At 42.1% G+C, this 24,559-nt stretch carries 22 protein-coding genes; 16 read left to right on the top strand and 6 right to left on the bottom strand.

Annotated elements, in window-relative coordinates; all coding sequences use genetic code 11:
• Positions 1 to 112: 112 nt before the first annotated feature.
• From Q3A68_RS13485 to Q3A68_RS13475, 3 genes are all read right to left on the bottom strand, one after another.
• A complete protein-coding gene (locus Q3A68_RS13485; protein ID WP_302901623.1) occupies positions 113 to 1,672 on the bottom strand; it encodes a M28 family metallopeptidase in 1,560 nt (519 codons plus the stop codon).
• A 909-nt stretch (positions 1,673 to 2,581) separates the two neighbouring features.
• The gene (locus Q3A68_RS13480; RefSeq protein ID WP_302901622.1) at positions 2,582 to 3,274 is read right to left on the bottom strand and encodes a response regulator transcription factor; all 693 of its coding nucleotides are present in this window, start codon (positions 3,272 to 3,274) and stop codon (positions 2,582 to 2,584) included.
• Between the two features lie 3 nt (positions 3,275 to 3,277).
• Positions 3,278 to 5,125 carry a sensor histidine kinase gene (locus Q3A68_RS13475; RefSeq protein ID WP_302901621.1) on the bottom strand — a complete coding sequence of 616 codons (1,848 nt, stop codon included), beginning with the start codon at positions 5,123 to 5,125 and terminating at the stop codon, positions 3,278 to 3,280.
• Positions 5,126 to 5,259: 134 nt separating this feature from the next.
• Here Q3A68_RS13475 and Q3A68_RS13470 point away from each other — a divergent pair, with 134 nt between their 5' ends.
• The gene (locus Q3A68_RS13470; RefSeq protein WP_302901620.1) at positions 5,260 to 6,159 is read left to right on the top strand and encodes a T9SS type A sorting domain-containing protein; all 900 of its coding nucleotides are present in this window, start codon (positions 5,260 to 5,262) and stop codon (positions 6,157 to 6,159) included.
• Positions 6,160 to 6,234: 75 nt separating this feature from the next.
• Here the strand turns inward: Q3A68_RS13470 and Q3A68_RS13465 are convergent, their stop codons facing one another.
• Complete coding sequence (locus Q3A68_RS13465) at positions 6,235 to 6,732, bottom strand: YcxB family protein (RefSeq protein WP_302901619.1); 498 nt, start codon at positions 6,730 to 6,732, stop codon at positions 6,235 to 6,237.
• Positions 6,733 to 7,054: 322 nt separating this feature from the next.
• Here Q3A68_RS13465 and Q3A68_RS13460 point away from each other — a divergent pair, with 322 nt between their 5' ends.
• The 5 genes from Q3A68_RS13460 (at position 7,055) to hflX (ending at position 12,006) form a co-directional block, all read left to right on the top strand.
• Positions 7,055 to 7,498 carry a cytochrome B gene (locus Q3A68_RS13460; RefSeq protein ID WP_302901618.1) on the top strand — a complete coding sequence of 148 codons (444 nt, stop codon included), beginning with the start codon at positions 7,055 to 7,057 and terminating at the stop codon, positions 7,496 to 7,498.
• A 237-nt stretch (positions 7,499 to 7,735) separates the two neighbouring features.
• Positions 7,736 to 9,145 carry an anthranilate synthase component I family protein gene (locus tag Q3A68_RS13455; RefSeq protein WP_302901617.1) on the top strand — a complete coding sequence of 470 codons (1,410 nt, stop codon included), beginning with the start codon at positions 7,736 to 7,738 and terminating at the stop codon, positions 9,143 to 9,145.
• Position 9,146: 1 nt separating this feature from the next.
• Positions 9,147 to 9,737, top strand: coding sequence for an anthranilate synthase component II (locus tag Q3A68_RS13450; protein WP_302901616.1), 591 nt, complete (start codon positions 9,147 to 9,149; stop codon positions 9,735 to 9,737).
• A 44-nt stretch (positions 9,738 to 9,781) separates the two neighbouring features.
• A complete protein-coding gene (gene trpC / locus Q3A68_RS13445) occupies positions 9,782 to 10,564 on the top strand; it encodes an indole-3-glycerol phosphate synthase TrpC (protein ID WP_302901615.1) in 783 nt (260 codons plus the stop codon).
• Between the two features lie 257 nt (positions 10,565 to 10,821).
• Positions 10,822 to 12,006, top strand: a complete 1,185-nt coding sequence (hflX, locus tag Q3A68_RS13440; RefSeq protein WP_302901614.1) for a GTPase HflX — start codon at positions 10,822 to 10,824, stop codon at positions 12,004 to 12,006.
• A gap of 104 nt (positions 12,007 to 12,110) precedes the next feature.
• Here the strand turns inward: hflX and Q3A68_RS13435 are convergent, their stop codons facing one another.
• On the bottom strand, positions 12,111 to 13,028 hold the full coding sequence (locus Q3A68_RS13435) for a hypothetical protein (RefSeq protein WP_302901613.1): 918 nt from the start codon (positions 13,026 to 13,028) through the stop codon (positions 12,111 to 12,113).
• Between the two features lie 344 nt (positions 13,029 to 13,372).
• Here Q3A68_RS13435 and Q3A68_RS13430 point away from each other — a divergent pair, with 344 nt between their 5' ends.
• The gene (locus tag Q3A68_RS13430) at positions 13,373 to 14,965 is read left to right on the top strand and encodes a glycoside hydrolase family 10-like protein (protein ID WP_302901612.1); all 1,593 of its coding nucleotides are present in this window, start codon (positions 13,373 to 13,375) and stop codon (positions 14,963 to 14,965) included.
• A gap of 4 nt (positions 14,966 to 14,969) precedes the next feature.
• Here the strand turns inward: Q3A68_RS13430 and Q3A68_RS13425 are convergent, their stop codons facing one another.
• Positions 14,970 to 15,764: a DUF1835 domain-containing protein gene (locus Q3A68_RS13425; protein ID WP_302901611.1), complete on the bottom strand. Its 795-nt coding sequence runs from the start codon at positions 15,762 to 15,764 to the stop codon at positions 14,970 to 14,972.
• Between the two features lie 128 nt (positions 15,765 to 15,892).
• On the opposite strand from Q3A68_RS13425, the gene Q3A68_RS13420 reads away from it, so the two are divergent.
• From Q3A68_RS13420 to Q3A68_RS13380, 9 genes are all read left to right on the top strand, one after another.
• A complete protein-coding gene (locus tag Q3A68_RS13420) occupies positions 15,893 to 16,657 on the top strand; it encodes a UDP-2,3-diacylglucosamine diphosphatase (RefSeq protein WP_302901627.1) in 765 nt (254 codons plus the stop codon).
• Positions 16,658 to 16,669: 12 nt separating this feature from the next.
• The gene (locus Q3A68_RS13415; protein WP_302901610.1) at positions 16,670 to 17,161 is read left to right on the top strand and encodes an SRPBCC family protein; all 492 of its coding nucleotides are present in this window, start codon (positions 16,670 to 16,672) and stop codon (positions 17,159 to 17,161) included.
• 105 nt (positions 17,162 to 17,266) lie between these two features.
• Positions 17,267 to 18,340: a peptide chain release factor 1 gene (gene prfA, locus Q3A68_RS13410; protein ID WP_302901609.1), complete on the top strand. Its 1,074-nt coding sequence runs from the start codon at positions 17,267 to 17,269 to the stop codon at positions 18,338 to 18,340.
• A gap of 161 nt (positions 18,341 to 18,501) precedes the next feature.
• Positions 18,502 to 19,428, top strand: coding sequence for an FAD:protein FMN transferase (locus tag Q3A68_RS13405; RefSeq protein WP_302901608.1), 927 nt, complete (start codon positions 18,502 to 18,504; stop codon positions 19,426 to 19,428).
• 273 nt (positions 19,429 to 19,701) lie between these two features.
• Entirely contained in the window at positions 19,702 to 20,046 is a 345-nt protein-coding gene (locus Q3A68_RS13400) for a hypothetical protein (protein ID WP_302901607.1), read from the top strand.
• Between the two features lie 36 nt (positions 20,047 to 20,082).
• Entirely contained in the window at positions 20,083 to 20,970 is an 888-nt protein-coding gene (locus Q3A68_RS13395; protein WP_302901606.1) for a hypothetical protein, read from the top strand.
• Between the two features lie 6 nt (positions 20,971 to 20,976).
• Entirely contained in the window at positions 20,977 to 21,660 is a 684-nt protein-coding gene (locus Q3A68_RS13390; RefSeq protein WP_302901605.1) for a response regulator transcription factor, read from the top strand.
• Positions 21,661 to 21,666: 6 nt separating this feature from the next.
• A complete protein-coding gene (locus tag Q3A68_RS13385) occupies positions 21,667 to 23,004 on the top strand; it encodes a sensor histidine kinase (RefSeq protein WP_302901604.1) in 1,338 nt (445 codons plus the stop codon).
• 383 nt (positions 23,005 to 23,387) lie between these two features.
• Positions 23,388 to 24,521, top strand: a complete 1,134-nt coding sequence (locus Q3A68_RS13380; protein WP_302901603.1) for an FIST signal transduction protein — start codon at positions 23,388 to 23,390, stop codon at positions 24,519 to 24,521.
• Positions 24,522 to 24,559 lie beyond the last annotated feature (38 nt).

The raw sequence follows: 24,559 nt of genomic DNA, 5'->3' as shown, positions 1-24,559 counted from the left end.
ATGAGCCCGATAAATTATCGGGCTCATCATTACAATTAATTTTTAAATTCGTCCAACTTTTGGGGTTCAGTCCAAAAACCGGAGGCTTTTTATAGTATTTACTACTCAATTTTTAATTAGTGCTTTGAGCCTTAGGCAATTCTACTCTCGGTATCATTTCAGCACGCTGGGCTGTGTTATACACAAACGAGGCAATTATTGTAGCGGCTTGCTTCAGATCATCTTCGCTCAAGCGGTCATAAGTGTCCTGGTTGCTATGATGTGTGCGTGTGCCATAATCCATGCTATCCTGTATAAACTGGAAGCCCGGAATCCCTACTGCGGCAAATGACAAGTGATCTGTACCACCGGTATTGCTGATGGTGATAGTTCCTGCGCCAAGGTCTTTAAACGGCTCAAACCATGGTTTGAACACAGCTCCTGCAAGCGAATCGCCCTGCAAATAAATGCCACGTATCTTTCCGGTACCATTATCGAGGTTGTAGTAAGCCGATACTTTAGCCTGTTCAGGTTTCAGCTCCATGGTTTTAGGATCGCCAAAGTGGTTTAACACATAATAGCGCGAACCAAACAAGCCCTGTTCTTCAGAACTCCACAATGCGATCCGGATGGTACGTTTTGGTTTAAATCCTGTCGCTTTTAAAATTCGTATGGCTTCCATCATAACCGCGCTGCCTGCTGCATTATCCGTGGCTCCGGTAGCAGCATGCCATGAGTCAAGGTGACCGCCGATCATTACGATCTGATCTTTTAATTTTTTATCCGTTCCCGGTATTTCAGCTACCACATCATATCCTTGCAGATCATCTGAAAAAAATTGCGTTTTGATGTCGGCTTCCATTTCCACCTTCTGCCCGCCTTTCACCAATCGTAAAATACGCAGATAATCTTCCCCGCTTGTTTCCAGCTCAGGAGCAGTAGCCTTTGCAGTATCAGCGTATGATGCCCCATTAGTGGTGAATACGGTACCATCTGTTCCCCGGGCCATACTCAGGATAAGGCCCACGTTTTCATCTTGTAGAAATTTACTGATAGCAGTGCGTAAAGCGCGTGCTTTTTGCATAGCTATAAACTGAGGAGAATTACGGTCTGGGGCCCTGCGTTGTGTCGGTTGTGAAGTTGCCTGAGCCATTTTTTCCAGCTCTTCATCGGTATAGCGGGTCAGATCAGCTTTTGTACCACCGGCCAGTTTATTTTTGGTATCGAATATTACAATTTTCCCGGCCAGTTTCCCCTTGTATTGATCCAGGTCAGTAATGGTATCAGCTTTTACCAATACTACATCACTTTTAATCGGGCCGTTTGTGCCTGATGTCCATGCTTTGGGGATCGCTATAATAGCATGATAATAGGGAACTGTTATGGCAGCGTAATTCTTCTGCACTTCCCAGCCTTTACCAAACTTGCCCCAAGCCTCCAGCTTAGCATTTTCCAGCCCCCAGCTTTTTAATTGATTTACTGCCCAGTTTTGTGCCCTCTTTAAACCCGGAGAGTTTGCAAGCCTCGGACCTGAAACGTCCGTAAGATAAAAGGCCGTTGCCATTACCTTCGAATGGTTCAAACCTTCGTCTCGTATTTTTTGGACTGCTGCTGCATCAGGTGCCTCCTGTGCAAAAACAGAACCCGCCATTCCGGCAATGAGTATGCCGGAAAATAGTAGTTTCCTTTTCATTTTATAAGATCAGTTAATAATTAAGAATAAACAAACCTATCTATTTTATATTTAATTTATTGACAGAACAGGCTAACAAATTTGTTACAACGAATTACCATTTTGAAGTATATTTGAGTAATGGGTTCATACTGTTTAGACAGGACAGCGTTTAAAGCACAAACAGCAACTGAAGCTTCAGATCATGCCCGATACTATAAAAAACTTTCATGGCAGGAGAGTCTTAGAATAGCTAACTACTTAAACAGTATTGCTTATAATTATCCTGAAAGCGCTCCTCCTCGTTTAGATAGAACTGCTTTTAAAGTAAGATCCCGTAATTGATATGGGGAATATTTTTAACGAAGATTTTAGAGATTTCATTCATCAATTTAATAGGCACAAGGTGCGTTACGTACTTGTTGGTGGCTATTCCGTTATACTTCATGGCTACTCAAGGACGACAGGCGATACGGATATTTGGGTTGATTGAACCGCGGAGAACTACGATAAAATAAAATCAGCTTTTATTGATTTTGGCATGCCCGTTTTTGAAATGACGGAAGAAAACTTCCTAAATCATCGTGAATGGGAGGTATTTACATTTGGCACGCCTCCATGAAGAAGAAACTATAAAGTTTTATACTGAAAAACTGGGCTTCACCTTCCACTCAAGCTGGGAAGGCTATCTGATTTTAATAAGGAAAAAGTTCAGGTGCACTTATGGCCTACCGATGATCCCACCATACCTAAAGATACGGGGTGCTACATTAACGTAACCGAAATAGATAAACTCTACGCCAAATACGAGCCGCTTGGCGTCATCCACCCTAACGGTTAGTTAGAAGAAAAGCCCTGGCGGATGAAGCAGTTCAGCATTTGGGATAATAACGGGAATATTATCCACTTTGGCGAGGATATGGATGATGATTAATTGATCAGCAGCTTGTACCCCCGCCCATGTACATTGATGATCTCGACATTTGAATCGTCCTTCAGGTATTTGCGTATCTTACTCAGGAAAACATCCATACTACGGCCGTTAAAGTAGTTATCATCGTGCCAGATATTTAACAGGGCCTCTTCACGGGTAAGCACTTCATTCTTACGCAGGCATAGCAAACGCAGCAATTCTGCTTCTTTGGTTGATAATTTTTGCTGGTTGTCACCGGCTGATATCATCTGCGAGGTGTAATCGAAATCGTAGCGACCTATCTTAAAATGAGTTTGTTTTTCTTCCTCGCTCTTTTCGCTGTTGTTTACCCTCTTTAGTAAAGCATTGATGCGAAGTAGTAGTTCTTCAATTCTGAAAGGTTTGGTGATATAATCATCTCCGCCCAGGTTAAATGCCTGGGTTTTATCCTCGATCATGCCTTTCGCGGTAGCAAAAATGATAGGTACCTGGGTGTTAAACTTCCGTATCTCTTTACCCAGCGTAAACCCGTCCTTTTTGGGCATCATCACATCCAGTATCAGCAGGTCGAAATTTTGTTTTGTAAATGCCTTTAACCCTTCCTCGCCGTCTTTGCACAAAACCACTTCAAATTTTCCCTTCAACTGCAGGTAGTCTTGTAAAAGTAAACCAAGGTTCGGGTCGTCCTCTACCAATAATATTTTCTTCATGCTTTAGGATATGTGAAATTTAAGCTCAAACTCAGAGCCTTTTTCCTTTTCAGATTTAACGCTTATTGTTCCGTTCAGTTTCTTTACTATTGTGTTTACATAGCTTAAGCCTAAGCCAAAGCCTTTCACATCGTGCAGGTTACCTGTCGGGATACGATAGAATTGTTCAAATATTTTCGACTGCTGGTCACGGTTCATGCCTATGCCTTTATCAGCAACACGGATCACCAGCTCACCATTTTTATTAAAGGTGCTGATGGTGATCTCCGGCGCATTCGGGCTATATTTTATGGCATTATCGATCAGGTTATACAGCACATTCGAGAAGTGCAGCTCATCAGCCTCGATCATCGGATTCTGTGCATCCAGGTGCAGATTGGCAACCACCTGGTATTTCTGCAACTTAAGCGACATGCTATCCAGCACCGTTGTCACCATCTCGTTCACATCCAGCTTTTTGATGTCGAGCTTAAATTCGTTCTTTTCAATGCGGGCAATATTCAATACCCTTTCGATATGGTTCCCCAATCGCTGGTTCTCTTCAAAAATGATATTTGCCAGTCTTGCTACACGATTCTTATCCTCCATTATCTCCTGATCCTTTAATGCTTCACTGGCGATCATGATGGTAGATACCGGTGTTTTAAACTCGTGGGTCATGTTATTGATAAAGTCCATCTTCATTTCAGAGATCTTCTTTTGACGAAGGATGGAGAAAATGGTATAACCAAAGCAAATGATCAGCACCAGCAGCAATGCTCCTGAAGTTGCCATTGTGGCTGCCATCTTTTCCAGTATCAATGAGTTTTTTTGTGGGAACGATATCTTAATTCTGCCCGGGTCGTTAATCACCTCTTTGGTAAAAATAGGCACCTGGTAAGTATTAGCCGGAATAATATTGGCGTTACTGCCGTCGGTATACGAAACATTGGTATAAAGTAACGAATCGCTGTTAAAGGTGCTTACCGAATAAGTAAAAGGAAGGAAAATCCCTTTATTATGCAATTCAAAACGCAGCAGTGAATCGACCCAGAATGGATTAAGGCGCTTAGCCAAAGGCTCGTTCGACTTCTGATACTCATCAGCCAGGTTGGCAATCACATTGGTTGGCTGACTGATCTTCTGGAGCTTTTGTATCGAATCGTCCTCCAGCATCTTCTTCACTTCCTGGAACCTGCGTTCGCTTCTTTTCCGTTCCTGTTCGCGTTGCCAGAAAGGGTTCATCTGCACCACCGGTATCACCTGCTTACCAAACTGCGGGTCGATATAATCAACCAATAAAGTATCGTATTTGTGCAGCTTCAACGGCTTCCTTTTGTACGAAGGGCCTACCGGCACCCTGACGATCTTTGGATCCGTCATGCGCTGATGAACGTTACCAAATTCATCCGTATACTCTTCATAGCGGAAGTGAAGGTTCAGCTCGCCCGATTCCGCCATCGTGTAAAATTCCTCATCCAGTTGATTGCTTAGTATTACCTTCTTCAAACTATCGCGCAGCACGTTCAATCTTTTTTCACGGGCGGTAAGTATCTTTTTGGCGGGCTTTTTTTGATCAAAGTACACCTTGGTATACTTCGTTTCAACCGATTTTACAAAACTACGATGGCTGGGGCTATCCTTCCTGGCCCGTTGCCTGTCAAATACCTGCGCTTTTTTGTTCAAAAAATTGATGGCGTCCTGCTTGGCCAGTTTGGATACCACATTGCTGAGCGCATCATTTACAGAACGATCAAACAGATCGGACTGCGTTTGGTACGACTGGCGCAAAAAATAAAACTGCATAGACATAACACCCAAAAGTGCAAATCCCATCAACCCAATTATAAGGCCTATACTTTTCTTCTTCATCCCGGTAACAAAAATATTTCAAATACGCTCATATCAGTCGCATTTAACAATTTTTAACATATTACGACAAAGATTTAACATCTTGAAACAGAACTGCTTGTTAACTTTGATACCATAAATTTAAACAATATCGCATGACAACGCACAAGATAAAACCCGGTTTCGAGCTAATATTTGCGCTTAGCATTATCTGTATAATGACTTTGCCGCTGTTAGTTTTTGCACAAGGCAATAAAAATATGGATATCACCATTATAAATGGCGACACCACTGTAAATGGTAAAAATATCAAGAACCTTTCTGCTGATGAGCGCAAGCAGGCCATGAAAGACATTGATAACCTGAGCGGCCCCGAAACCCACGGAAGGCAGCGCATCGTTTTCAAAAGACGCTCGATGACTGATACCGGCGCAAAAAATATGGTTTATAAACGCCACTTCTTTAACCATGATGACCTGACCGAAGATCGCCGCTTTTTTAACGACAGTACAAAGCATGTATTTAAGTTCAGGATGAAAAGGCCCGATGGCGACGATTCCACTTTCACTTTCGACTATAAGCTAGAGAAACCTGACGATGCTTTGGGCCTCATTATGCCTGATGAACCTTTCCGCGAGTTCAGATATCGTATGCGCGAGCCGGAAGAAGGCTTCCGTCACCGCAATGTGCAGCGGTTTGATTATACCAATACCGGCAACGATGGCATCAGCACGCATACCAGCTTCAGGTTGAGCGATGCATCGCCCGAAAAGACCAAAAACATAACCGGAAGCGAAAAGACCCAACTTGAATTGCGCGACCTGAACCTGGTACCTGAGTTCACCTCGGGTAAGATCTTGCTAATGTTCAGCCTCTCGGCAAAAACCCCTGCCGAAGTAAAGCTTACCGACAGCGAAGGCAAATTGATATGGAGCGAAAAAGCAGCAAACGGCCAATTCAGCAAAAGCTTCCCGCTGGGCTTGAACGGCGTATACTTTCTGGAAGTAAAACAAGGCGGTAAAATTGCGCTGAAAAGGGTGGTTAAGGAGGAGTAGAAAGTTATGTCGTCGCGAGCGAGAGCGTGGCAACCGCATACTATAAAGAGCGAAGGCGCGCATCATACAGGAGTGTCACCATTTCAGCTTTGCCTTGAAATTACCGTTTTTAAGGAACGCTTTTAAGATTTCGACATTATTTTCGTCCTCTGCTCCAACTTTTATCAGACTGGCTATTCTACTATTGCTGTATAGTAGTATCCAGCCCTTAATAATTTTTACTTTATAGACTTTTTCCCAATTTAACTGACTGTTGAACGACTCTCCGGTAACTGAGTACCCTTCATCCGAAAAGCTATAAGTAATTTCTTCATTTAATCTGTAATTGCTTTTATAATTCCTGTTCACACCAATTAAAATGGCTATTGGGTACCAAACAGACAACACAACAACGGCAACTCCGAATGAGGAAGTGTCGTTATTCCAGATACTACCTTTTGTAATTATTAATAATACAAGATAAACTAATGCTAAAGCATTTACCAGGATGATAAACCATTTTTGATAAGTCAGCGTAAAGCTAAGTTGTCTATACTCTTTTTGGGTTAGCTGATGCTGGATTGAAAAGTTCATGTTGTGATTCAGATTTAGTGAAGCTAAAATAGGAAAGATTTTTAAAAACCGTAATATCTATAACACCTGTAAAGGGGGTTTATACGTGTTACAGACAATACGCCTATTCTACTCACCCCGACTACGCTGCGCTGGTCGACCCTCTTTATGGCAAGCCACAAAGAGGGGAAAAGCTTTTAATTTTAAAATCCTTCTTTACCCCCTGCGGTAGAGAGGGTGGTCGGGCGGAGCATGACCGGGTGAGTACTCTACGCCAAATAGTTCAAAATCCTTCTATATTTGCTACGTTGATTCATTTGTCCATTAAACACCATTTCACATCATGACATTATACAGCTTCTTCCTGCACCTGCACTCCGGTTTCAGGTACATCGTGCTTTTATTGCTGCTGGTAGCCATCATCCGCGCCTGGGCCGACTGGCTGAGCCACAAAGCTTATAGCGAGGGTAACCGCAAGCTCAACCTGTTCACCCTCATATCGGCGCATACACAATTGCTCATCGGTATCGTGTTGTATTTTGTGAGCCCGTTCGTACGGTTCGGCGGCGATACCATGAAGGATGCCACCACCCGCTACTGGACGGTGGAGCACCTGACAGGCATGCTGATAGCCATTGTTTTGATCACCATCGGGCATGCGCGTTCTAAGCGCGGAGCCACACCTGATGCAAAACATAAAAGCATTGCCATATTCTACACGTTAGGCCTCGTTGTTATTGCGATAATCATAATTTTCAGCAAAAGAGGCCTGCTTGGAATGTCATAATCATAATTTTTAAAGAAAATGGCAAAATATTTTCCTGAAAAATTTGCTAATTCAATTTTCTTTATAAATTTGTGACCGCGATGATTAAAACTAACAAAAATACTAGCTGGTGGCACCATGAAAATGGCGTCCGGATATATTTTTGGTGAGACTTACTAATCAATTGTAAACCTAATATGAACCCGGCGCCAACCAACGCCGGGTTTTGTATTTTATAATGCTGCTGAACAACGAACAATGAAACGATATAAAATAATCACTACTTCTAAAAAACTACTAGCCGATACCACCACGCCGGTGAGCATTTACCTGCGCCTGCGCGATGTGTACCCGAATGCCCTGCTGCTGGAAAGCTCGGACTACCATAGCCGCGAGAACAGCATGAGCTATGTTTGCTGCGAACCTATCAGCGGATTGGTTTTAAATGATGGTCGCCTGAAAAAGTACTATCCCGACGGGCATACCGAGATCTGCGAACCCGGCAAATTTGACCTGGTAGCTGAACTAAGCCAGTTTGTAAGCGATTTTGAAACGACTGAAAACAATAGCAAGATCATCTCGAACGGTATCTGGGGCTACTTTACCCACGAGGCTGTTGAGCATTACGAAACGATCAAGCTCAAACAAAGCACCGACGATACACGCAAGATTCCGGTAATGCAGTACCATATTTACCGCTATATCATCGCTATCGATCATTTTAAAAACGAACTACACATCTTCCAGAATCAACCTGACGGTCAACCCACAAACGGCGGACTGGAAAAGCTGGAGTACCTTATCAAGAACAAAAACTTTCCGGAATATCATTTCCAGAGCAATGGCGATGAACAGTCGGCACTCACCGGTGAGGAATTTATGGCAATGGTGGAGAAGATGAAACAACACATTTTCAGGGGCGATGTGTTCCAAATCGTACCGTCGAGGCCATTCTCAAGAGCATTCCAGGGCGATGAATTTAATGTGTACAGGGCCTTGCGGTCAATCAACCCGTCACCCTACTTGTTCTATTTTGATTACGGCGATTTCAGGATATTCGGTTCATCACCCGAGGCGCAGATCACCATAAAAAACAACGTAGCCAGTATATTCCCCATCGCAGGCACATTCAAACGCAGCGGCGACGATATAAAAGATGCCGAGATAGCCCGCGCTTTGGAAAACGACCCGAAAGAATCGGCAGAACATGTGATGCTGGTCGACCTGGCACGCAACGATCTGAGCCGCCATTGTGAGCAGGTGGAAGTGAAGGCATTTAAAGAGGTTCAGTATTACTCGCACCTTATCCATTTAGTGTCGCATGTAAGCGGGAAGGTTCGTCCGGGGGTATCATCGTTCAAAATTGTAGCTGATACTTTCCCTGCCGGAACACTGAGCGGAGCGCCAAAATACAGGGCAATGGAGATCATCGACGAAAATGAAAAGAGCAAGCGCAGTTTTTACAGCGGAGCTATCGGTTTCCTGGGCTTCAACGGCGACTTTAACCTTGCCATTATGATACGGTCGTTCCTGAGTAAAAACAATACACTGCACTACCAGGCAGGTGCCGGCATCGTAGCCGACTCGAACCCGGAAAGCGAATTGAAAGAAGTGGATAACAAAATAGCGGCATTGAGAAAAGCTATTGAATTGGCGGAGGAACTTTAATATGAGCAAGATTTTAATAGTAGACAATTACGATTCATTCACCTACAACCTGGTGCATCTGGTAAACGAGATAGGTTTGCAGTGTGAGGTGTGGAGGAACGATAAATTCAACCTGGACGATGTGGAGGATTTCAGTCATATCATCCTGTCGCCAGGGCCGGGCATACCCTCTGAAGCAGGTTTGTTGCTGGATGTGATAGCCCGCTATGCACCAACTAAGAGTATTTTTGGTGTGTGTTTGGGTCAGCAGGCCATTGCCGAGGTATTTGGCGGACATCTGTATAACCTGAGCCGACCGATGCATGGCATAGCAACGCCAATCAAAGTGACTGATACTGACGAAAAGCTATTTGCCGGATTACCGCAAAGCTTTAAAGTAGGACGTTATCATTCGTGGGTGGTTGATCAAATAGGGTTGCCCGATGTGTTAACGGTAACTGCCATTGACGAGAAGGACAACAGCATTATGGCGCTAAGGCACAAACAGTATGATGTTCGTGGCGTTCAATTTCACCCGGAATCGGTGCTGACAGAGTATGGCAGGCAAATGATGCAGAACTGGCTGGCGCCTCAGTTTGCAGAGATTGGATAAACTTATTTTTAATTTAATTAAGGCACAATAGGTGCCGGTACTATATGACTATTCTTGATAAAATTGTTGCACATAAAAAGAAGGAAGTAGAACAAGCAAAGGCAATTACATCCTACAAAACACTGGAGTCGGCGGAGTTTTTTAACAGGCAGCCGCTTTCCTTTAAGGATTTCTTGCTGGATGCCAACCGGACGGGGATTATTGCTGAGTTCAAGCGTAAATCGCCCTCAAAAGGGATCATCAACGATAAAGTTTCTGTGGAAGAAGTGACCACCGCCTACAACGCAGCAGGTGCGTCGGCGCTCTCGGTTCTGACCGATACAGAGTTCTTTATGGGTCAAAAAGCAGACTTGATAAAGGCACGTGGAGTTAATCAGATACCTATCCTTCGGAAAGATTTCATGATCGACGAGTACCAGTTACTGGAAGCAAAAGCCTGGGGAGCAGATATTATCCTGCTGATTGCCGCTATACTCACGCCTGAACAAATTGATCTGCTGGCAAAGAGGGCAAAAAGTTTAGGGCTGAAGGTACTGCTCGAAGTACACAACCTGGAAGAATTACAACGCAGCATCAACCCAAATCTGGACGCTATCGGCGTAAACAACCGCAACCTGGCAGATTTTACCGTGTCGGTGGAAACTTCATATCAACTGGCAGAGCATATCCCGGCGGAGTTTTTGAAGATATCCGAAAGTGCCATCAGCAACCCGGAAACAATAAAGCAATTGAAAAAAGCAGGCTTTAACGGCTTCCTAATCGGCGAAAACTTTATGAAGCAGGCAGACCCGGGAGTAGCGATAAGGGAGTTTGTGAAGGAACTTTGAATAAATTAATTACCTCAATTCAACAATATCAATCTCATGTGATAAGTAGTTTCATTCTTGACAATTAAGTCAGATACCCCAATGTTTGGGGAAAATGGATTTGCGACTCAGCAAATCAAGATGAGTGTAATGCGTTAAAGCAATTTTTTTGTTTGTTGCTTATCTTCTAAAGTTGAAATTGTTTTACTTACTGTCATTTTAACCGCATTGACGCATTATGGTTAACTTGGCATATGGATTGATAAATCATTATTTGAATGAGACAAAAATTTTATGATACTGCTGTGAAGCAGGAGAAAGTAGTGCTGGTGGGTATCATTACACCCAATGAAACCGAAGCACAAGAAAAAGAATACCTGGAGGAACTGGAGTTTTTAGTGGAGACGGCGGGCGGACTTACGGTAAAAACCTTTACCCAAAAAATGCTGCGTCCCGAAAGAGCTACCTTTGTCGGTACAGGTAAGCTGGAAGAGATAAAGGAATACGTACAGGCTGAAGAGATCGACATCGTAGTTTTTGACGATGAGCTTTCGCCTTCGCAATTGCGTAATATTGAGAATGAACTGCAGGTTAAGATACTCGACCGTAGTAACCTGATACTGGACATATTTGCCAATCGCGCACAGACGGCACAGGCCAAAGCCCAGGTTGAATTGGCGCAATTGCAATATTTGCTGCCACGACTGACCCGTTTATGGACGCACTTAGAGCGACAGAAGGGTGGTATCGGTATGCGTGGACCGGGTGAGTCGCAGATCGAGACCGACCGCCGTTTGATCCTGAACAAGATTTCCTTGTTAAAGGAAAAGCTAAAGCTGATCGACCGTCAGAACGAAACACAACGCAAGAACCGTCACCAATTGGTGCGAGTAGCATTGGTGGGATATACCAATGTGGGCAAATCCACTATCATGAACATGATCTCCAAATCGGAGGTGTTTGCTGAGAACAAGTTGTTTGCTACACTGGATACTACAGTCAGAAAAGTGGTGATCGAGAATTTACCGTTCCTGTTATCAGATACAGTTGGGTTTATCCGAAAACTGCCTCACCATTTGGTGGAGTGCTTTAAATCGACCCTGGATGAAGTACGTGAAGCTGATGTATTGGTTCATGTGGTGGATGTTTCGCATCCAAATTTCGAGGACCAGATCAGAACAGTGAATGAAACGCTGAAAGACCTGGGCGCTATTGATAAGCAGATGATCACAGTTTTCAATAAGATTGACGCTTATGAACCGAAGCATCATCATCCCGGTGAAGAAGCGCACCAGATGACCTTAGAGGATTTTAAACAAAGCTGGATGGCTAAGAATAATAGTCCGGCGATATTTATCTCAGCTCTTAAAAAGGAAAACGTCGATGAGTTCAGGGCAATGCTTTACGACCATGTAAAAGCGATACATACGGCAAGGTATCCGTACGATAAATTGTTGTACTGACCTGTTAGTAGTAGAGACGCGACGCATCGTGTCTCTACTCTCCCTCACAAAAAATAAAAGCCGCCTGTTATTACAGGCAGCTTTCACATTATAAATAATAGCAATTATTTCAGACTAAATGTAGTTGTTCCCATTTTACCGCCATCAGCATAAAGCAATACCTGGTAGGTACCTTTTACAAATGGTGGAGCAGGGTTAACCCAATCGATGGTATAGCCGCTTCCGTCATCTTTAAAGTCAATAGACGTTTTATAAGTGTATTGCAGATCCTGTCCTTCAGACTGGAATGTTCCTGCGTCTTTCGGATCGGTGATCAGGTTGCCTGTTGGATCCAATATACGTACATAAATATCGTGCATGCGTTTTTCAGCAATGCTGTTTTCTGCTACAGTAAAGTTGATCTTGATCTTCTTAGCCGGGCTTGCACGGGTTACGTCTACCTCTTTACCGCTGCCCTTTATCTTATAGGCTACCACATTGGCCTGGGCCAGCTTTAAGACGGATGCGACCTTGACCTTGGTGTCCAGATCCTGGTTTTGCTTTTCCAGGTCGGTTGCCTTAGCGCTGGTTGCGGCAAGATTAGTCTTCAGCGTATCCCGCTCACTTGCCAGGCTGGTATTCTGTTTCTTCAGCTCTTCAATGTCGGCGGTATATTTAGTAACAAAATACCTTAGTTGTTTTACATCTTCCTGTGCTTTAGCAAGTTCAGCTTTGGTCAATTTCCCTTTAGCCAGTTGAACGCGTAATACCTTAATCTTGGATTCAAGCGAATCATTTTTGGCTTTCATTGCGGCAGTCATTTTTGCCTTACCGGTATTTACCTGTTCTATTTGTGCTTCCAGACTGTCTAATTCGATCTTCAGGCGGTTTCGCTCATCATCCTGATATATAATTTTTGTATCCGATTTATTTTTCTGCAGATACAAGTATACATCTGTCCCCAGCAAAGCCAAAACCACAACAATCAGAAAATAGATTACGTTAGAATTCTTTTTGGGAGTTTGTCCAGATTGATTTTCCATGGCGGTCTTTAGTGTTTAGTTTTAAATTAATTAGGGCTGTTAAATAACGTGGGTGCTACAGCCAACAAGCATTTAAATTGTGTTTTTTGACATTTAGCGTTAAATATTCTTTGTGGCAACAAACTTGTTACAAGATTGTTTTACTTTAACTTAAAAATTATTGAACGAAAAAATGATAAAATTATGACATTGATTTTCCTGTTGGCTTAGATTCATAGCTAAATCTGCTTTAAATGTAAACACAAAAAAACTAAAAACACAATACTTGAGTACAAATTGGTTTAATAATAAAGCAATAGATTTTTGAGTTTCATATCTTTGTATCTTTTAATAATGCCCTTCTGATGCGTATTTACAAATATTTCATATACTTTATATTGCTTATTCTTTTCTTTCTAAAAGTTCATGCGCAACAGGTTGATTCGCTGCCCAAGATAAAGATCGATACGAATAGCAAGGTAAAAATGGCTCCAAAACGCGAGTTCAGGGGAGTGTGGGTAGCCACGGTAGCAAATATCGACTGGCCTGTACAGGGGCATATATCTGTAGACCAGCAAAAACAGGATCTTATTAATATATTAGACGAAGACCAACGCATTGGCATCAATGCAGTGATCTTCCAGGTGCGGCCAGCAGCTGATGCTTTTTATGCAAAAAGTCTCGAACCATGGTCGAAATGGTTAATGGGCCAACAGGGAGTGGCTCCTGCCCCGGGTTTCGATCCTCTTGAGTTTGCAATAGATGAATGTCATAAACGTGGTATGGAAATGCACGCCTGGTTTAATCCGTACCGGGCAACGTTTGACGGCAATTTCAGAGCGCTTAGTCCGACACATATTACCAATATACAGCCAAGCTGGTTCTTTACCTATGGGGGCATCAAACTGTTCAATCCGGGGATACCACAGGTACGCGATTATATTGTAAAAGTGATCCTGAATGTAGTTGACAATTATGATATCGACGGCGTACACATGGATGATTATTTCTATCCCTACAAAATAGACGGCCAACAGATACACGATGCCCAAACCTTTAAAACTTACGGTGGCGATTTTACTGATATTAACGATTGGCGGCGCAATAATGTCGATCAACTGATAAAAATGTTGGGCGATAGCGTGCACGATCACAAATACTACGTCAAGTTTGGCATTAGTCCGTTTGGGATATGGGCCAATAAAGGCCATAACCCTGCAGGTTCAGATTCTCACGGGCTCGAAACTTATTATGAATTATATGCTGATGCACGTAAGTGGATGAAGGAGGGCTGGATAGATTATGTGGTACCGCAACTTTACCGTCCTACAAATGATCGTTTGATGGATTATAATAAGTTGGTAGAATGGTGGAGCGATAATACTTATGGCCGGCATTTATACATCGGCCACGCTGCTTACCGCGCTTTGGAGCCTAAATCCAGGGCGTTTTTGAACCCGTATGAGTTGCCAAATCAGATCAAATATCTGCGGAATAATAACCGTGTAGAAGGCAGTGTGTTTTTCAGCAATAACTCCCTGATGCATAATGCCTACGGTTTTATCGATACGCTCAAGAATAACTTCTATAAATATCTCGCATTGCCGCCGGTAATGCTTTGGCTGGACTCTGTACCACCAAGTCCGCCTAAAAACCCTACCGCAAAATTTACGGGCAACAGTGTTCGTTTAGCATGGGCAATGCCAGACACAGCCAAAGATGGTGACCCCGCTTATGGCTACGTCGTATACCGGTTTGAAGGTACGGAGAAGGTGAACCTGAATGATCCAAAATACATCCTGCACATCCAATATAACACCGACCAGGTTTATGAGGATAAGACTGCACAGCGGGGTAAAACTTATTTATATGTGATCACGGCTCTCGATCGCATGAAAAATGAAAGTGATCCAACGCCGACAATTGCAGTAACGACCAGCTACCCCACCACCCAATAACGGTTCATGCCGGCATTGTAATGAGTTGCTTATTGGCAAGAGACTGCAGATATATGTCGATCTCAAGGTCGCCCATGCCATATATTTTTTCAGTTTTCCAAAAAAGTTCGTAAATGGCGGATTTGTTTTTTATGCCGCTATTATAGATATCAAGCAGTGTTTGTTCAATATTGTTCAGACCTGCTCCATTTATTCTTACTCGCTTTAAATGTGCTTGCAATGCTGGTTTCAGCAGGTGAAGGCTTCCCCAAAAAGTGGTTTCGTTTATCCATTTTTCAAGGGCAATGTCATCACCGCTTACATACAATTTCCAGGCTTGCGAAGCTAATGTGAAATCCCAATCGTTAAGACGGAAACGATCATCATATAAAAGAGCCAGTTGCTTCCCGTTAAGCTGTCCCATTCCCCGGAAGTCTTCAACACCCGGATATTCATTCGGGCATACTAAATAGACTTTAGGTATCGAGAGATCGGTATGTTTCAGCATCATCTCCATCACACCAAGCATATTGATCTGGCAATGCAAATCAAACTCAAACCAAAGCGTAATCTCATCATAAATATTGCTCAGCTTCCCCAGGGGCTCAATTACCTTCTTTCGGTAATTTTCAGGGGCCTCATTAAAACCCTTAGAAATCCAATCGGAGCGTTTTTCCCAAAATACAGCCGAGGAAATATCTTCCAGCAAGGGCCCTTGCGAAAGTACCTCACGCCAAACCAATATATCGCCGTCAAGCCCGGTATCTTTAAAGCTGTACGCGGTAGAATCGCCATTGAGGATATGTAGGATGCTGCTCATAAGATAAATATCGGATGATCGGTATGGAATATCAAATTTGAAAGTATAATGTGACAATACAACTTTTAATCGTTACTAAATTTGAAATTGGATATTCCATATTCGATATTCTGATTACTTTTGGTCACATGTCGACCCGCAATAAACTCTACTTTGCCTCTGATATTCATTTAGGTGCTATTAGCCATGCCACCAGCCGCGAACGGGAAGACCGTCTGATTCGCTGGCTGGATATGGTTGGAGAAGATGCAACAGAAATATTTTTGATGGGCGATGTGTTTGACTTCTGGTTTGAATATAAGACGGTAGTGCCCAAAGGCTATATTCGTTTTTTGGGCAAGCTTGCTCAATTAGCTGATTCCGGCGTCAAAATCTATATGTTCAAAGGAAACCACGATATGTGGATGTTCGATTATTTCCCAAAAGAATTTGGTGCTGCAATTATCAGCAACGAATTGGAAATTGAACGCAATGGTAAGAAGTTTTATTTGCACCACGGCGATGGCCTCGGACCGGGAGATACTAAGTACAAAATCTTAAAAAAGTTTTTCCGCAGTCCATTTTGCCAATGGTTATTTGCGCGCATTCATCCAAACCTGGGAGTTGGAGTGGCCAATTACTGGTCGAGCCATAGCCGCATTGCGGGCGAGAAGAATGGAGGCCTTAAACCTGGCCAGAATGAATGGCTGATAACTTTCTGTAATGATTTGCTAAGGACCCAATATTTTGACTATCTGATATTCGGCCACCGCCATAAAACCATGGATGTGATACTGAATGAAAAAAGCCGATATGTGAATCTGGGCGAATGGGTTAACACCTTCTCCTACGCTGAATTTGACGGACAAGAGCTTCATCTTAAACATTTTGAAAGGCCGATTGTAGCTAAGTAAAGCTATAATCATATGTTAGGCAATAACAGAACAGACTCTGCGTCTAGGGTAATCAAGGCATCTCCCGAAACTATTTACAAAGCATTTTTAGACCGGGAAGCTGTTGCTATTTGGCGGCCACCTAAGGGAATGCAATGCTATGTTTTTGAATTTGACCCGCAGCAGGGTGGAAAATTCAGGATGTCGTTCAGCTACATTAGTCAACAGCACGAGGTTGAAGGAAAAACAACACCTCATGAGGATATTTTTCATGGTGTTTTTAAAGAGCTTATTCCCAACAGGCTAATTACAGAAGTTGTGTGGTTTGAATCGGATGATCCGGCATATGCGGAAGAAATGACCATCACTACGACTTTGGAACCAGTTGGTGAAGATACCAAAGTAACCTTCACCTGTAGTAATGTACCATACGGTATAAAACCGGAAGATCATCAAAAAGGGATCAATTCAACTTTGGATAACCTGGCGGCATACGCTGAACCCATCGCCCACATAAGCCATTAATATGGCATTTGCGTCGCTGCGCAATAATAAAAATGTCCCTAAAATTTCGTATTTTTGTGCGATTTTTTGCTGAGGTTCAATACCCTCGCAGAGAGGTATAAAACTATGTTAGAAAAGTTAGAAGCGATCCACCAGCGTTGGAAAGATGTAGAAGCCGAGTTGAGCAGTCCCGATGTAATGTCGGACATGAAGCGTTATGCACAGCTGAACAAGGAATATAAGGACCTTACAAAAATTGTGGACGAATATTATATCTACCGCAACATCATCAGCAATATCGAAACGAACAAGGAGATATTAGCTACCGAAAAGGATGAGGAATTCCGCGAAATGGCTAAAGGCGAGCTTGATGAATTACTGGTAAAACAGGATGAAAAGGAAGAAGAGATCCGCCTGATGCTGATCCCTAAGGAGCCGGAAGACGCCAAACATGCTATTGTGGAGATCCGCGGTGGTACAGGAGGCGATGAAGCAGCCCTTTTTGCAGGCGACCTTTATCGCATGTATATGCGTTACTGCGAGAAACGCGGCTGGAAAACCGAGTTGGTTGACTACACAGAAGGTACGGCGGGTGGTTATAAGGAAATTGTCTTTAACGTATTGGCAGAAGATGCTTACGGTACATTGAAATACGAATCAGGCGTTCACCGCGTGCAGCGTGTGCCCGATACCGAAACCCAGGGTCGCGTACACACCTCTGCAGCCAGCGTAGTGGTATTGCCCGAGGCTGATGAATTTGATATAGAACTGAACCCAAGCGATATCCGCAAAGACCTTTTCTGTGCTTCAGGACCGGGTGGCCAATCAGTAAACACCACTTATTCAGCCGTGCGACTAACCCACATACCAACCGGTATAATTGCACAATGCCAGGATCAGAAATCCCAATTAAAAAATTACGATAAAGCCTTACAGGTATTACGTTCCAGGATATATGAAATGGAATTACAAAAGCACCTGGAAGATATCTCCAAAAAGCGTAAGACAATGGTTTCAACAGGCGACCGTTCAGCTAAAGTACGCACCTACAATTATCCGCAGGGACGTGTTACAGAGCACCGTATCAGCCTCACAATGTATAACTTACCCGGCGTAATGAATGGCGACATACAGGAAATTCTGGAAGCGCTTCAGTTTGCCGAAAACGCTGAGAAATTAAAAGAAGGCACAATCGCTTAAATCGTCGTTTTTAAGTCAGATTTTCTTAAAAGTTTAACGTATTATTAAGCATAGCTGCTTTTTCATTTGATTTTCATGTTTAGCTTTTACTTTCGGGCAAAATGCATATTGCATTAATTGTGCTTTTACGGTACAATTTGACTGGAATTTATTAAGCGCCCATGTTAGCTGTTAAAACCTATAATAACGACCAGAACATATTCAGACGTGAAATGCGTTTGATGGGAAACCGTTTCGAAATCAGTGTGGTTGGAAACGACTCAGTTTGGGCAGATAATTGCGTCGATGCTGCGGTCGCCGAAATCAACCGTGTTGAAAAGCTCCTCAGCACTTTTAGCGATGATAGCCGGATCAACGAGATCAATCGTAACGCGGGTGTTAAACCGGTAAAAGTTAACGCAGAGATCTTCAGGCTGGTAGAACGGGCTCTTAAAATTTCCGAGCTTACCTTTGGCACTTTCGATATCACTTATAATGCCATTGACAGGAATGTTGAGCCTTCAAAGATCGAACGGAAGTCGGTAAAATTCACCAATTACAAAAATGTACATATCGACGAGGCAAAAACCACTGTATTCCTGACGGAAAAAGGTATGCGTATTGGTTTTGGCGGTTTAAGCAAGGGTTATGCTGCCGACAGAGCAAAATACATATTACAATTAATGGGTGTCAGCAGCGGTGTTATCAACGCTGGTGGTGACCTGCTTACCTGGGGCTTACAGCCAGACCATACGCCATGGACCATTGCTTCAGCTGATCCTGACCGCGAATCTCAGCCTTTCTCAAATATCAATATCAGCAACATGGCTGTAGCCACATCGGGCAACTTCGAAAAAAATGTGACCATCAGCAACAAAAAATATATGCACAATGTGGACGCCAAAAAAGGTTTCCCAATTAGCGTGCTAAAAAGTGTAAGCATAGTTAGTCCTACTGCCGAACTTTCGGATGCAATGGCTACCCCTGTGATGACGATGGGAGTAAACGCCGGTTTGTATCTCATCAACCAGTTACAGCAGCTTGCCTGTGTGATCATTGACGACCACGACAGGGTTTACACTTCAAAAGAAGTTAATTATCTGTCTTAATTTGGAATATTGTCATACCCCCAAAAAGGGTATGCTTACCTAAGTAGGATTTGCCCGACGCTGATAAAAAATTGCTTAACATATAGAATTATAGACCAGCTCAGTCATCCTTTAACGGGCGACCGTCAGCCAATGAGCAAATTATATCGTTAAAAATTTCCATTTTTGACTTATAAACAATATCGTTACATATATCCTGGCGGGGCAACCAGGGATGCGGTTTAACTTTGAAGGGATTCCGTTTGAAAAAACTTTTAAGCTTTTCTACTCCAAATGATTAAGTGGTTTGTGTATATTGTCCTGCTATTGATACTCATACCATGTTTATCTTCCGCGAAACTTAATGATGGTGTTTATCATCATAAATCTGTCGCCTTTCATACCGAATCGAAACTCCTAAAAGCTCTTTATAGTGATACCACCAATAAAAAGAAGCAACAGGAAGCCGATGATAAGAAAAAAATAAAAGAAGTTGCCAAGGCGAAGCGTTTACCCAAACCGGAAAAGGTTGATGAAAATGGTAGCGCAAATTCACAAAACAACGTAAAACCGAAAAGGCAACGGCGCCCGGCGGGATTGGAGCGACCTCCTGAAATACCGAGGAGGAATGGTAATTAATTGTATCAATGGACATTATATTGCGTATTTATTAAGATGAAATACATCTGTGCCCTGCTTCTTTTGACAATTTATATGGCTGTGAACGCCACGCCGACAAATCGTATTTTAATTGATCGTCCGGCCCGGATAGTTGCTGATTCAGATACGCTCGTAAAGAAAAGATCTGTTTCGGCGGGTGTAAGCTACGGGAGCGACGCCAGCTTCTTCGGTCGTACGGGACCGGTTAAGTATCCATTTCTAAATGCAGATGTTATTTACAATACCAAAAATGGCTGGTTCGTTTATGGATCGGCTTATAAAGTATTAGGGTCTACACCTACAATTGATGAAATTGACCTGGGTGGCGGATATGTTTACCATATCACTCCAAAATTCTCTGGTAATATAAGCTACACCCGGTTTATTTTTGACCGGAACGCATTGATCATCAAGTCGGCCTCTTCCAATGATATCAACTTCAATAATAGCTACGACTGGAAGATATTAAAATCAGGAGTAGTGCTGGATTATTTATTTGGCGAATCGCACGACTTTTTCATCACCATAACTAACTCCAAATACATCGAGACTAACTGGAGTATTTTTGATGACAAAGACTACCTATCATTTAACCCGGGGGTGAACATAATTTTAGGAACACAGAATTTCGTGCAAAAATATAATACAAATCACCCAGGCAGAGTGGGGCTGGGCTACGATGATGACCTGCTAATGCCACCGCTAATTGCTCAAAAATATGCGGGGCATAATAGTGAACTGGACATGCTGAATTATAGTTTCAAAATCCCTATAGCCTATAATAGACCACACTATACCTTTGAGTTTGCTTACAAATATTCTATACCCGTAAATGTCGAGGGTATATTAAGAAACCATAAAGAATCGTTCTTTAACCTGACTTTTTATTATGTTTTTTATTGAGCCCGCATGAATGTTCTGATTGTCGAAGACGAAAAAGCCCTGACCAATGAGCTGGAAATATTTCTATCCAACTCAAATTATATCTGTGATGTTTGTTTTAATGGTGCTTCTGCATCAGAAAAAATAGCAACCAATTTATACGATTTTATTCTGATCGATCTTGGCCTGCCTGATTACGATGGGCTTGATCTGTTAAAAGAGGCAAAAAAATATAACCCGGAGGCCGCTTGCATTATATTAACGGCCCGTGCTGAGGTTAATGACCGCATAAAAGGTTTGGATTTAGGTGCCGATGACTACTTACCAAAGCCATTTTCTCTGCTCGAATTGCAAAGCCGGATGCAGGCGATTATGCGCAGAAAGTTTGGGTTGAAACATTCTGTAGTAATGCTTGGCAACTTTGTTATCGATCTGACCAACCGGACCATATCTTATAATAATACCCCTATCGGAACAATTACTAAAAAGGAATTCGATCTGGTGGCATACATGCTGTTGCACAAAAACAGAACCTTGACACGGTCGCAGTTAAGTGAACATATATGGGGAAGCGTCGTCAATGACGATTATGATTCCAATTATATTGATGCCCATATTAAAAATATTCGAAAAAAATTAAACGTGTATAGCTCACCAGACTGGCTCGAAACTGTGCGGGGGCTGGGTTATCGTATAAACATTAACCATTAAAGTATCTTGAAACTCGGAACCAAACTGACACTTTTTAATACCATTTCGAAAGTGGTAATAGTAGTGTTGTTTGTTTTGTTACTGCCTACACTGATCAGAGATATTAATCAAAGTTATACCGACAACTGGCTCAGACACCAAAAGGATAAAGTATTAAAAATTGTTAGCGGCCCGGGCATAAATAATTATATCCAAAATGGCGAGGGCTATGGCAGCTATAACGCTTTACTTAAAGAAGAATACGTGAGCCTGGATGTTGATTCGCTTAATGAGAATATAGATACTATCATCAATGAGAACCGATTGGTTGAGGGCGACACTATACAATACCGTATTTTGAGCCACAATTTTAAGGTTGGAAAGCAGAATTACATACTGGAAATAGGCAAAAGCATTGATACCATTAACGAGACCACTACCCCTTTACAAAATATAGCACTGGAAATACTATTAGGGATGATCCTTCTGACTATCCTTGCCGACCAGGTTTATTCTACTTATGTGTTACGGCCTTTGGGGCTTATTATTAAAACCAAGCTTATCGGGCATAAATTCCCTAATCATACTCCGTATAAAAAGGTGAAAACTTCAACTACCGATTTTGAATACCTGGACATCAGTATCCATAAAATGATTCAGACGATAGAGAACACTTTTCAGAAAGAGCGTGAATTTATATCAAATGCATCGCATGAGCTGATGACTCCAATATCTATCCTTCAATCGAAGATCGAGAACATGTTTGAAGAGGAAGACATGCCAGACGAAACCAAGGTGAGGCTGATTGAAATGCAGAAGATATTGAACAGGTTGAAAAGTATCACCAAAACCTTACTACTGATATCACAGATAGAAAATGAGCAGTTTTTGAAAGAAGACAGCATATCGTTATCCGAACTGATACACGAGGTATATGAAGAAATCTCTATCCGCCTGCAGGAGAAGGAAATTAATTGTGAAATCGATATCCCCGCAGAATGGCGACTAAATCATGTAAATAAATTCCTGTTATTCAATTTGTTCTTCAACCTGATAAATAATGCTATCAAGTACAACAAGGAACACGGTGAAATAAAAATAACCGGCCATACTGATAATAAATTCTTTCTTGTTGCAATAGCCGATACCGGTATAGGTATAAGTGCTGAACGGGTTCCTCATATTTTTAATCGCTTTAAGAAATTCACCCAATCGCTCCAGCAAGATAGTTTTGGTTTGGGTTTACCGATAGTAAAATCAATTGCTGATTTCCATCACATTAGGATAGAAGTTACTTCAGAACCAGGCTCGGGCACCACATTTAAGCTCATATTTCCTGCTGATCTCATAACAGCTCAATTTTAATATTCTATTAACTAACAACTTACGAGATATTTACTATTTTATACTACTATTTCTATAGATTTAATCGCTTATTTATAAGATATTCCTATATTTGTCCGGTGATGCTTAACACCAGGTTTTGCTCACAAATAATGCAGAGCGCTGGTTTGGCGGCAAACAGATGGTTCGAACCCATCCTCTGCGTCCTCTCTTCTCTCTTAGGTTTTATAATTGGTTGAAAGAGTTCCTGCCCATCAGGAACTCTTCTTTTTGTCTCAAATCGCTGCTGAGATTGTCAATATTTAAATTGTCAAGAAAACACTTATTTCCCAATAATTAATTTTATAACCTTTAATTTAATTTTACGTATATATGTAACATATTTTTTATACCCAAACCAAGCAATGAAAACAAAGCAACATCATTTCCTGAACAATACGTGGAAAGAATACCCATCTGAACTGGATGCAGAGAAATGTCAGCTGGTTTTAGTATTCGGGGCATCCACCTGTATTATAAAACCCGAGGTTTATGAGCATTTAAGACTGATTTATCCTACTGCTGATATTGTATTTTCATCAACATCGGGTGAAATTCTTAATGACTCAGTATTTGACGAAAGTGCGGTTGCCACAGCCATCGAGTTTGAAAAAACCCGGATACGTTGTGTTAAAACAAACATTAACCGCCATAACAACAGTTTTGAAACCGGCAGCTTTTTAATGAAAGAATTATTGGCCGATGATTTAAACTCAGTTTTTGTGATTTCTGACGGAACATTTATCAATGGTAGCGAACTGGTTGATGGTTTCAATAGCAGTAAACACCCAGTACCCGTTTCAGGTGGCCTGGCAGGAGATGCTGCCCGGTTTGAAAAAACTTTTACGGGTATAAATGAAGTGCCCTCACAAGGGAATGTAATAGCTATTGGTTTTTATGGTAACGATATAGTGATTGGTCATGGTTCTTTAGGCGGCTGGGATGAATTCGGGCATGAACGTACAATTACCAGATCAGATAAAAATGTGTTGTTTGAAATTGACCATAAAAATGCGCTTAACCTTTATAAAGAATATTTAGGCGATTATGTGAATGAACTGCCAGGATCGGCATTACTTTTCCCGCTGTCAATAAAATTAAATAATTCAGAAAAAAACCTGGTTCGTACTATTTTAAGTATTAATGAGGAAGACAAATCAATGGTCTTCGCGGGTAATCTTCCCGAAGGTAGCAAGGTGAGGCTGATGAAAGCCAATTTTGATAAACTTATTGAAGCCTCCTCTTCAGCCGCAAGCAATTCATTTAAAGGGATTAACAGTCAGGAGCCCGATTTGGCCATACTCATTAGTTGTGTTGGACGCAAATTGATATTACAGCAAAGAACTGATGAAGAGGTTGAAGCTGCTAAGGAAATTTTAGGCAACAATACCGCCATTACTGGTTTCTACAGCTATGGCGAGATATCTCCTTTTAATTCCAATGTGCAGTGCGAATTGCATAATCAAACTATGACCATTACTACATTTACAGAACTTTAGTAACAGAGGAAGCGAGAACAGTGGGTATGGCGTATCAC

It is taken from the genome of Mucilaginibacter tolerans, from assembly GCF_030519375.1.
Lineage (GTDB): Bacteria > Bacteroidota > Bacteroidia > Sphingobacteriales > Sphingobacteriaceae > Mucilaginibacter.
Note: the sequence above shows the minus strand (reverse complement) of the source record. Positions and strands in the feature narration are given on the sequence as shown.

Excerpts from the sequence above, each read along its gene's own strand:
- Q3A68_RS13485 (WP_302901623.1), bottom strand. The coding sequence starts at position 1,672 with ATGAAAAGGAAACTACTATTTTCCGGCATACTCATTGCCGGAATGGCG.
- Q3A68_RS13480 (WP_302901622.1), bottom strand. The coding sequence starts at position 3,274 with ATGAAGAAAATATTATTGGTAGAGGACGACCCGAACCTTGGTTTACTT.
- Q3A68_RS13475 (WP_302901621.1), bottom strand. The coding sequence starts at position 5,125 with ATGAAGAAGAAAAGTATAGGCCTTATAATTGGGTTGATGGGATTTGCA.
- Q3A68_RS13470 (WP_302901620.1), top strand. The coding sequence starts at position 5,260 with ATGACAACGCACAAGATAAAACCCGGTTTCGAGCTAATATTTGCGCTT.
- Q3A68_RS13465 (WP_302901619.1), bottom strand. The coding sequence starts at position 6,732 with ATGAACTTTTCAATCCAGCATCAGCTAACCCAAAAAGAGTATAGACAA.
- Q3A68_RS13460 (WP_302901618.1), top strand. The coding sequence starts at position 7,055 with ATGACATTATACAGCTTCTTCCTGCACCTGCACTCCGGTTTCAGGTAC.
- Q3A68_RS13455 (WP_302901617.1), top strand. The coding sequence starts at position 7,736 with ATGAAACGATATAAAATAATCACTACTTCTAAAAAACTACTAGCCGAT.
- Q3A68_RS13450 (WP_302901616.1), top strand. The coding sequence starts at position 9,147 with ATGAGCAAGATTTTAATAGTAGACAATTACGATTCATTCACCTACAAC.
- trpC (WP_302901615.1), top strand. The coding sequence starts at position 9,782 with ATGACTATTCTTGATAAAATTGTTGCACATAAAAAGAAGGAAGTAGAA.
- hflX (WP_302901614.1), top strand. The coding sequence starts at position 10,822 with ATGAGACAAAAATTTTATGATACTGCTGTGAAGCAGGAGAAAGTAGTG.
- Q3A68_RS13435 (WP_302901613.1), bottom strand. The coding sequence starts at position 13,028 with ATGGAAAATCAATCTGGACAAACTCCCAAAAAGAATTCTAACGTAATC.
- Q3A68_RS13430 (WP_302901612.1), top strand. The coding sequence starts at position 13,373 with ATGCGTATTTACAAATATTTCATATACTTTATATTGCTTATTCTTTTC.
- Q3A68_RS13425 (WP_302901611.1), bottom strand. The coding sequence starts at position 15,764 with ATGAGCAGCATCCTACATATCCTCAATGGCGATTCTACCGCGTACAGC.
- Q3A68_RS13420 (WP_302901627.1), top strand. The coding sequence starts at position 15,893 with ATGTCGACCCGCAATAAACTCTACTTTGCCTCTGATATTCATTTAGGT.
- Q3A68_RS13415 (WP_302901610.1), top strand. The coding sequence starts at position 16,670 with ATGTTAGGCAATAACAGAACAGACTCTGCGTCTAGGGTAATCAAGGCA.
- prfA (WP_302901609.1), top strand. The coding sequence starts at position 17,267 with ATGTTAGAAAAGTTAGAAGCGATCCACCAGCGTTGGAAAGATGTAGAA.
- Q3A68_RS13405 (WP_302901608.1), top strand. The coding sequence starts at position 18,502 with ATGTTAGCTGTTAAAACCTATAATAACGACCAGAACATATTCAGACGT.
- Q3A68_RS13400 (WP_302901607.1), top strand. The coding sequence starts at position 19,702 with ATGATTAAGTGGTTTGTGTATATTGTCCTGCTATTGATACTCATACCA.
- Q3A68_RS13395 (WP_302901606.1), top strand. The coding sequence starts at position 20,083 with ATGAAATACATCTGTGCCCTGCTTCTTTTGACAATTTATATGGCTGTG.
- Q3A68_RS13390 (WP_302901605.1), top strand. The coding sequence starts at position 20,977 with ATGAATGTTCTGATTGTCGAAGACGAAAAAGCCCTGACCAATGAGCTG.
- Q3A68_RS13380 (WP_302901603.1), top strand. The coding sequence starts at position 23,388 with ATGAAAACAAAGCAACATCATTTCCTGAACAATACGTGGAAAGAATAC.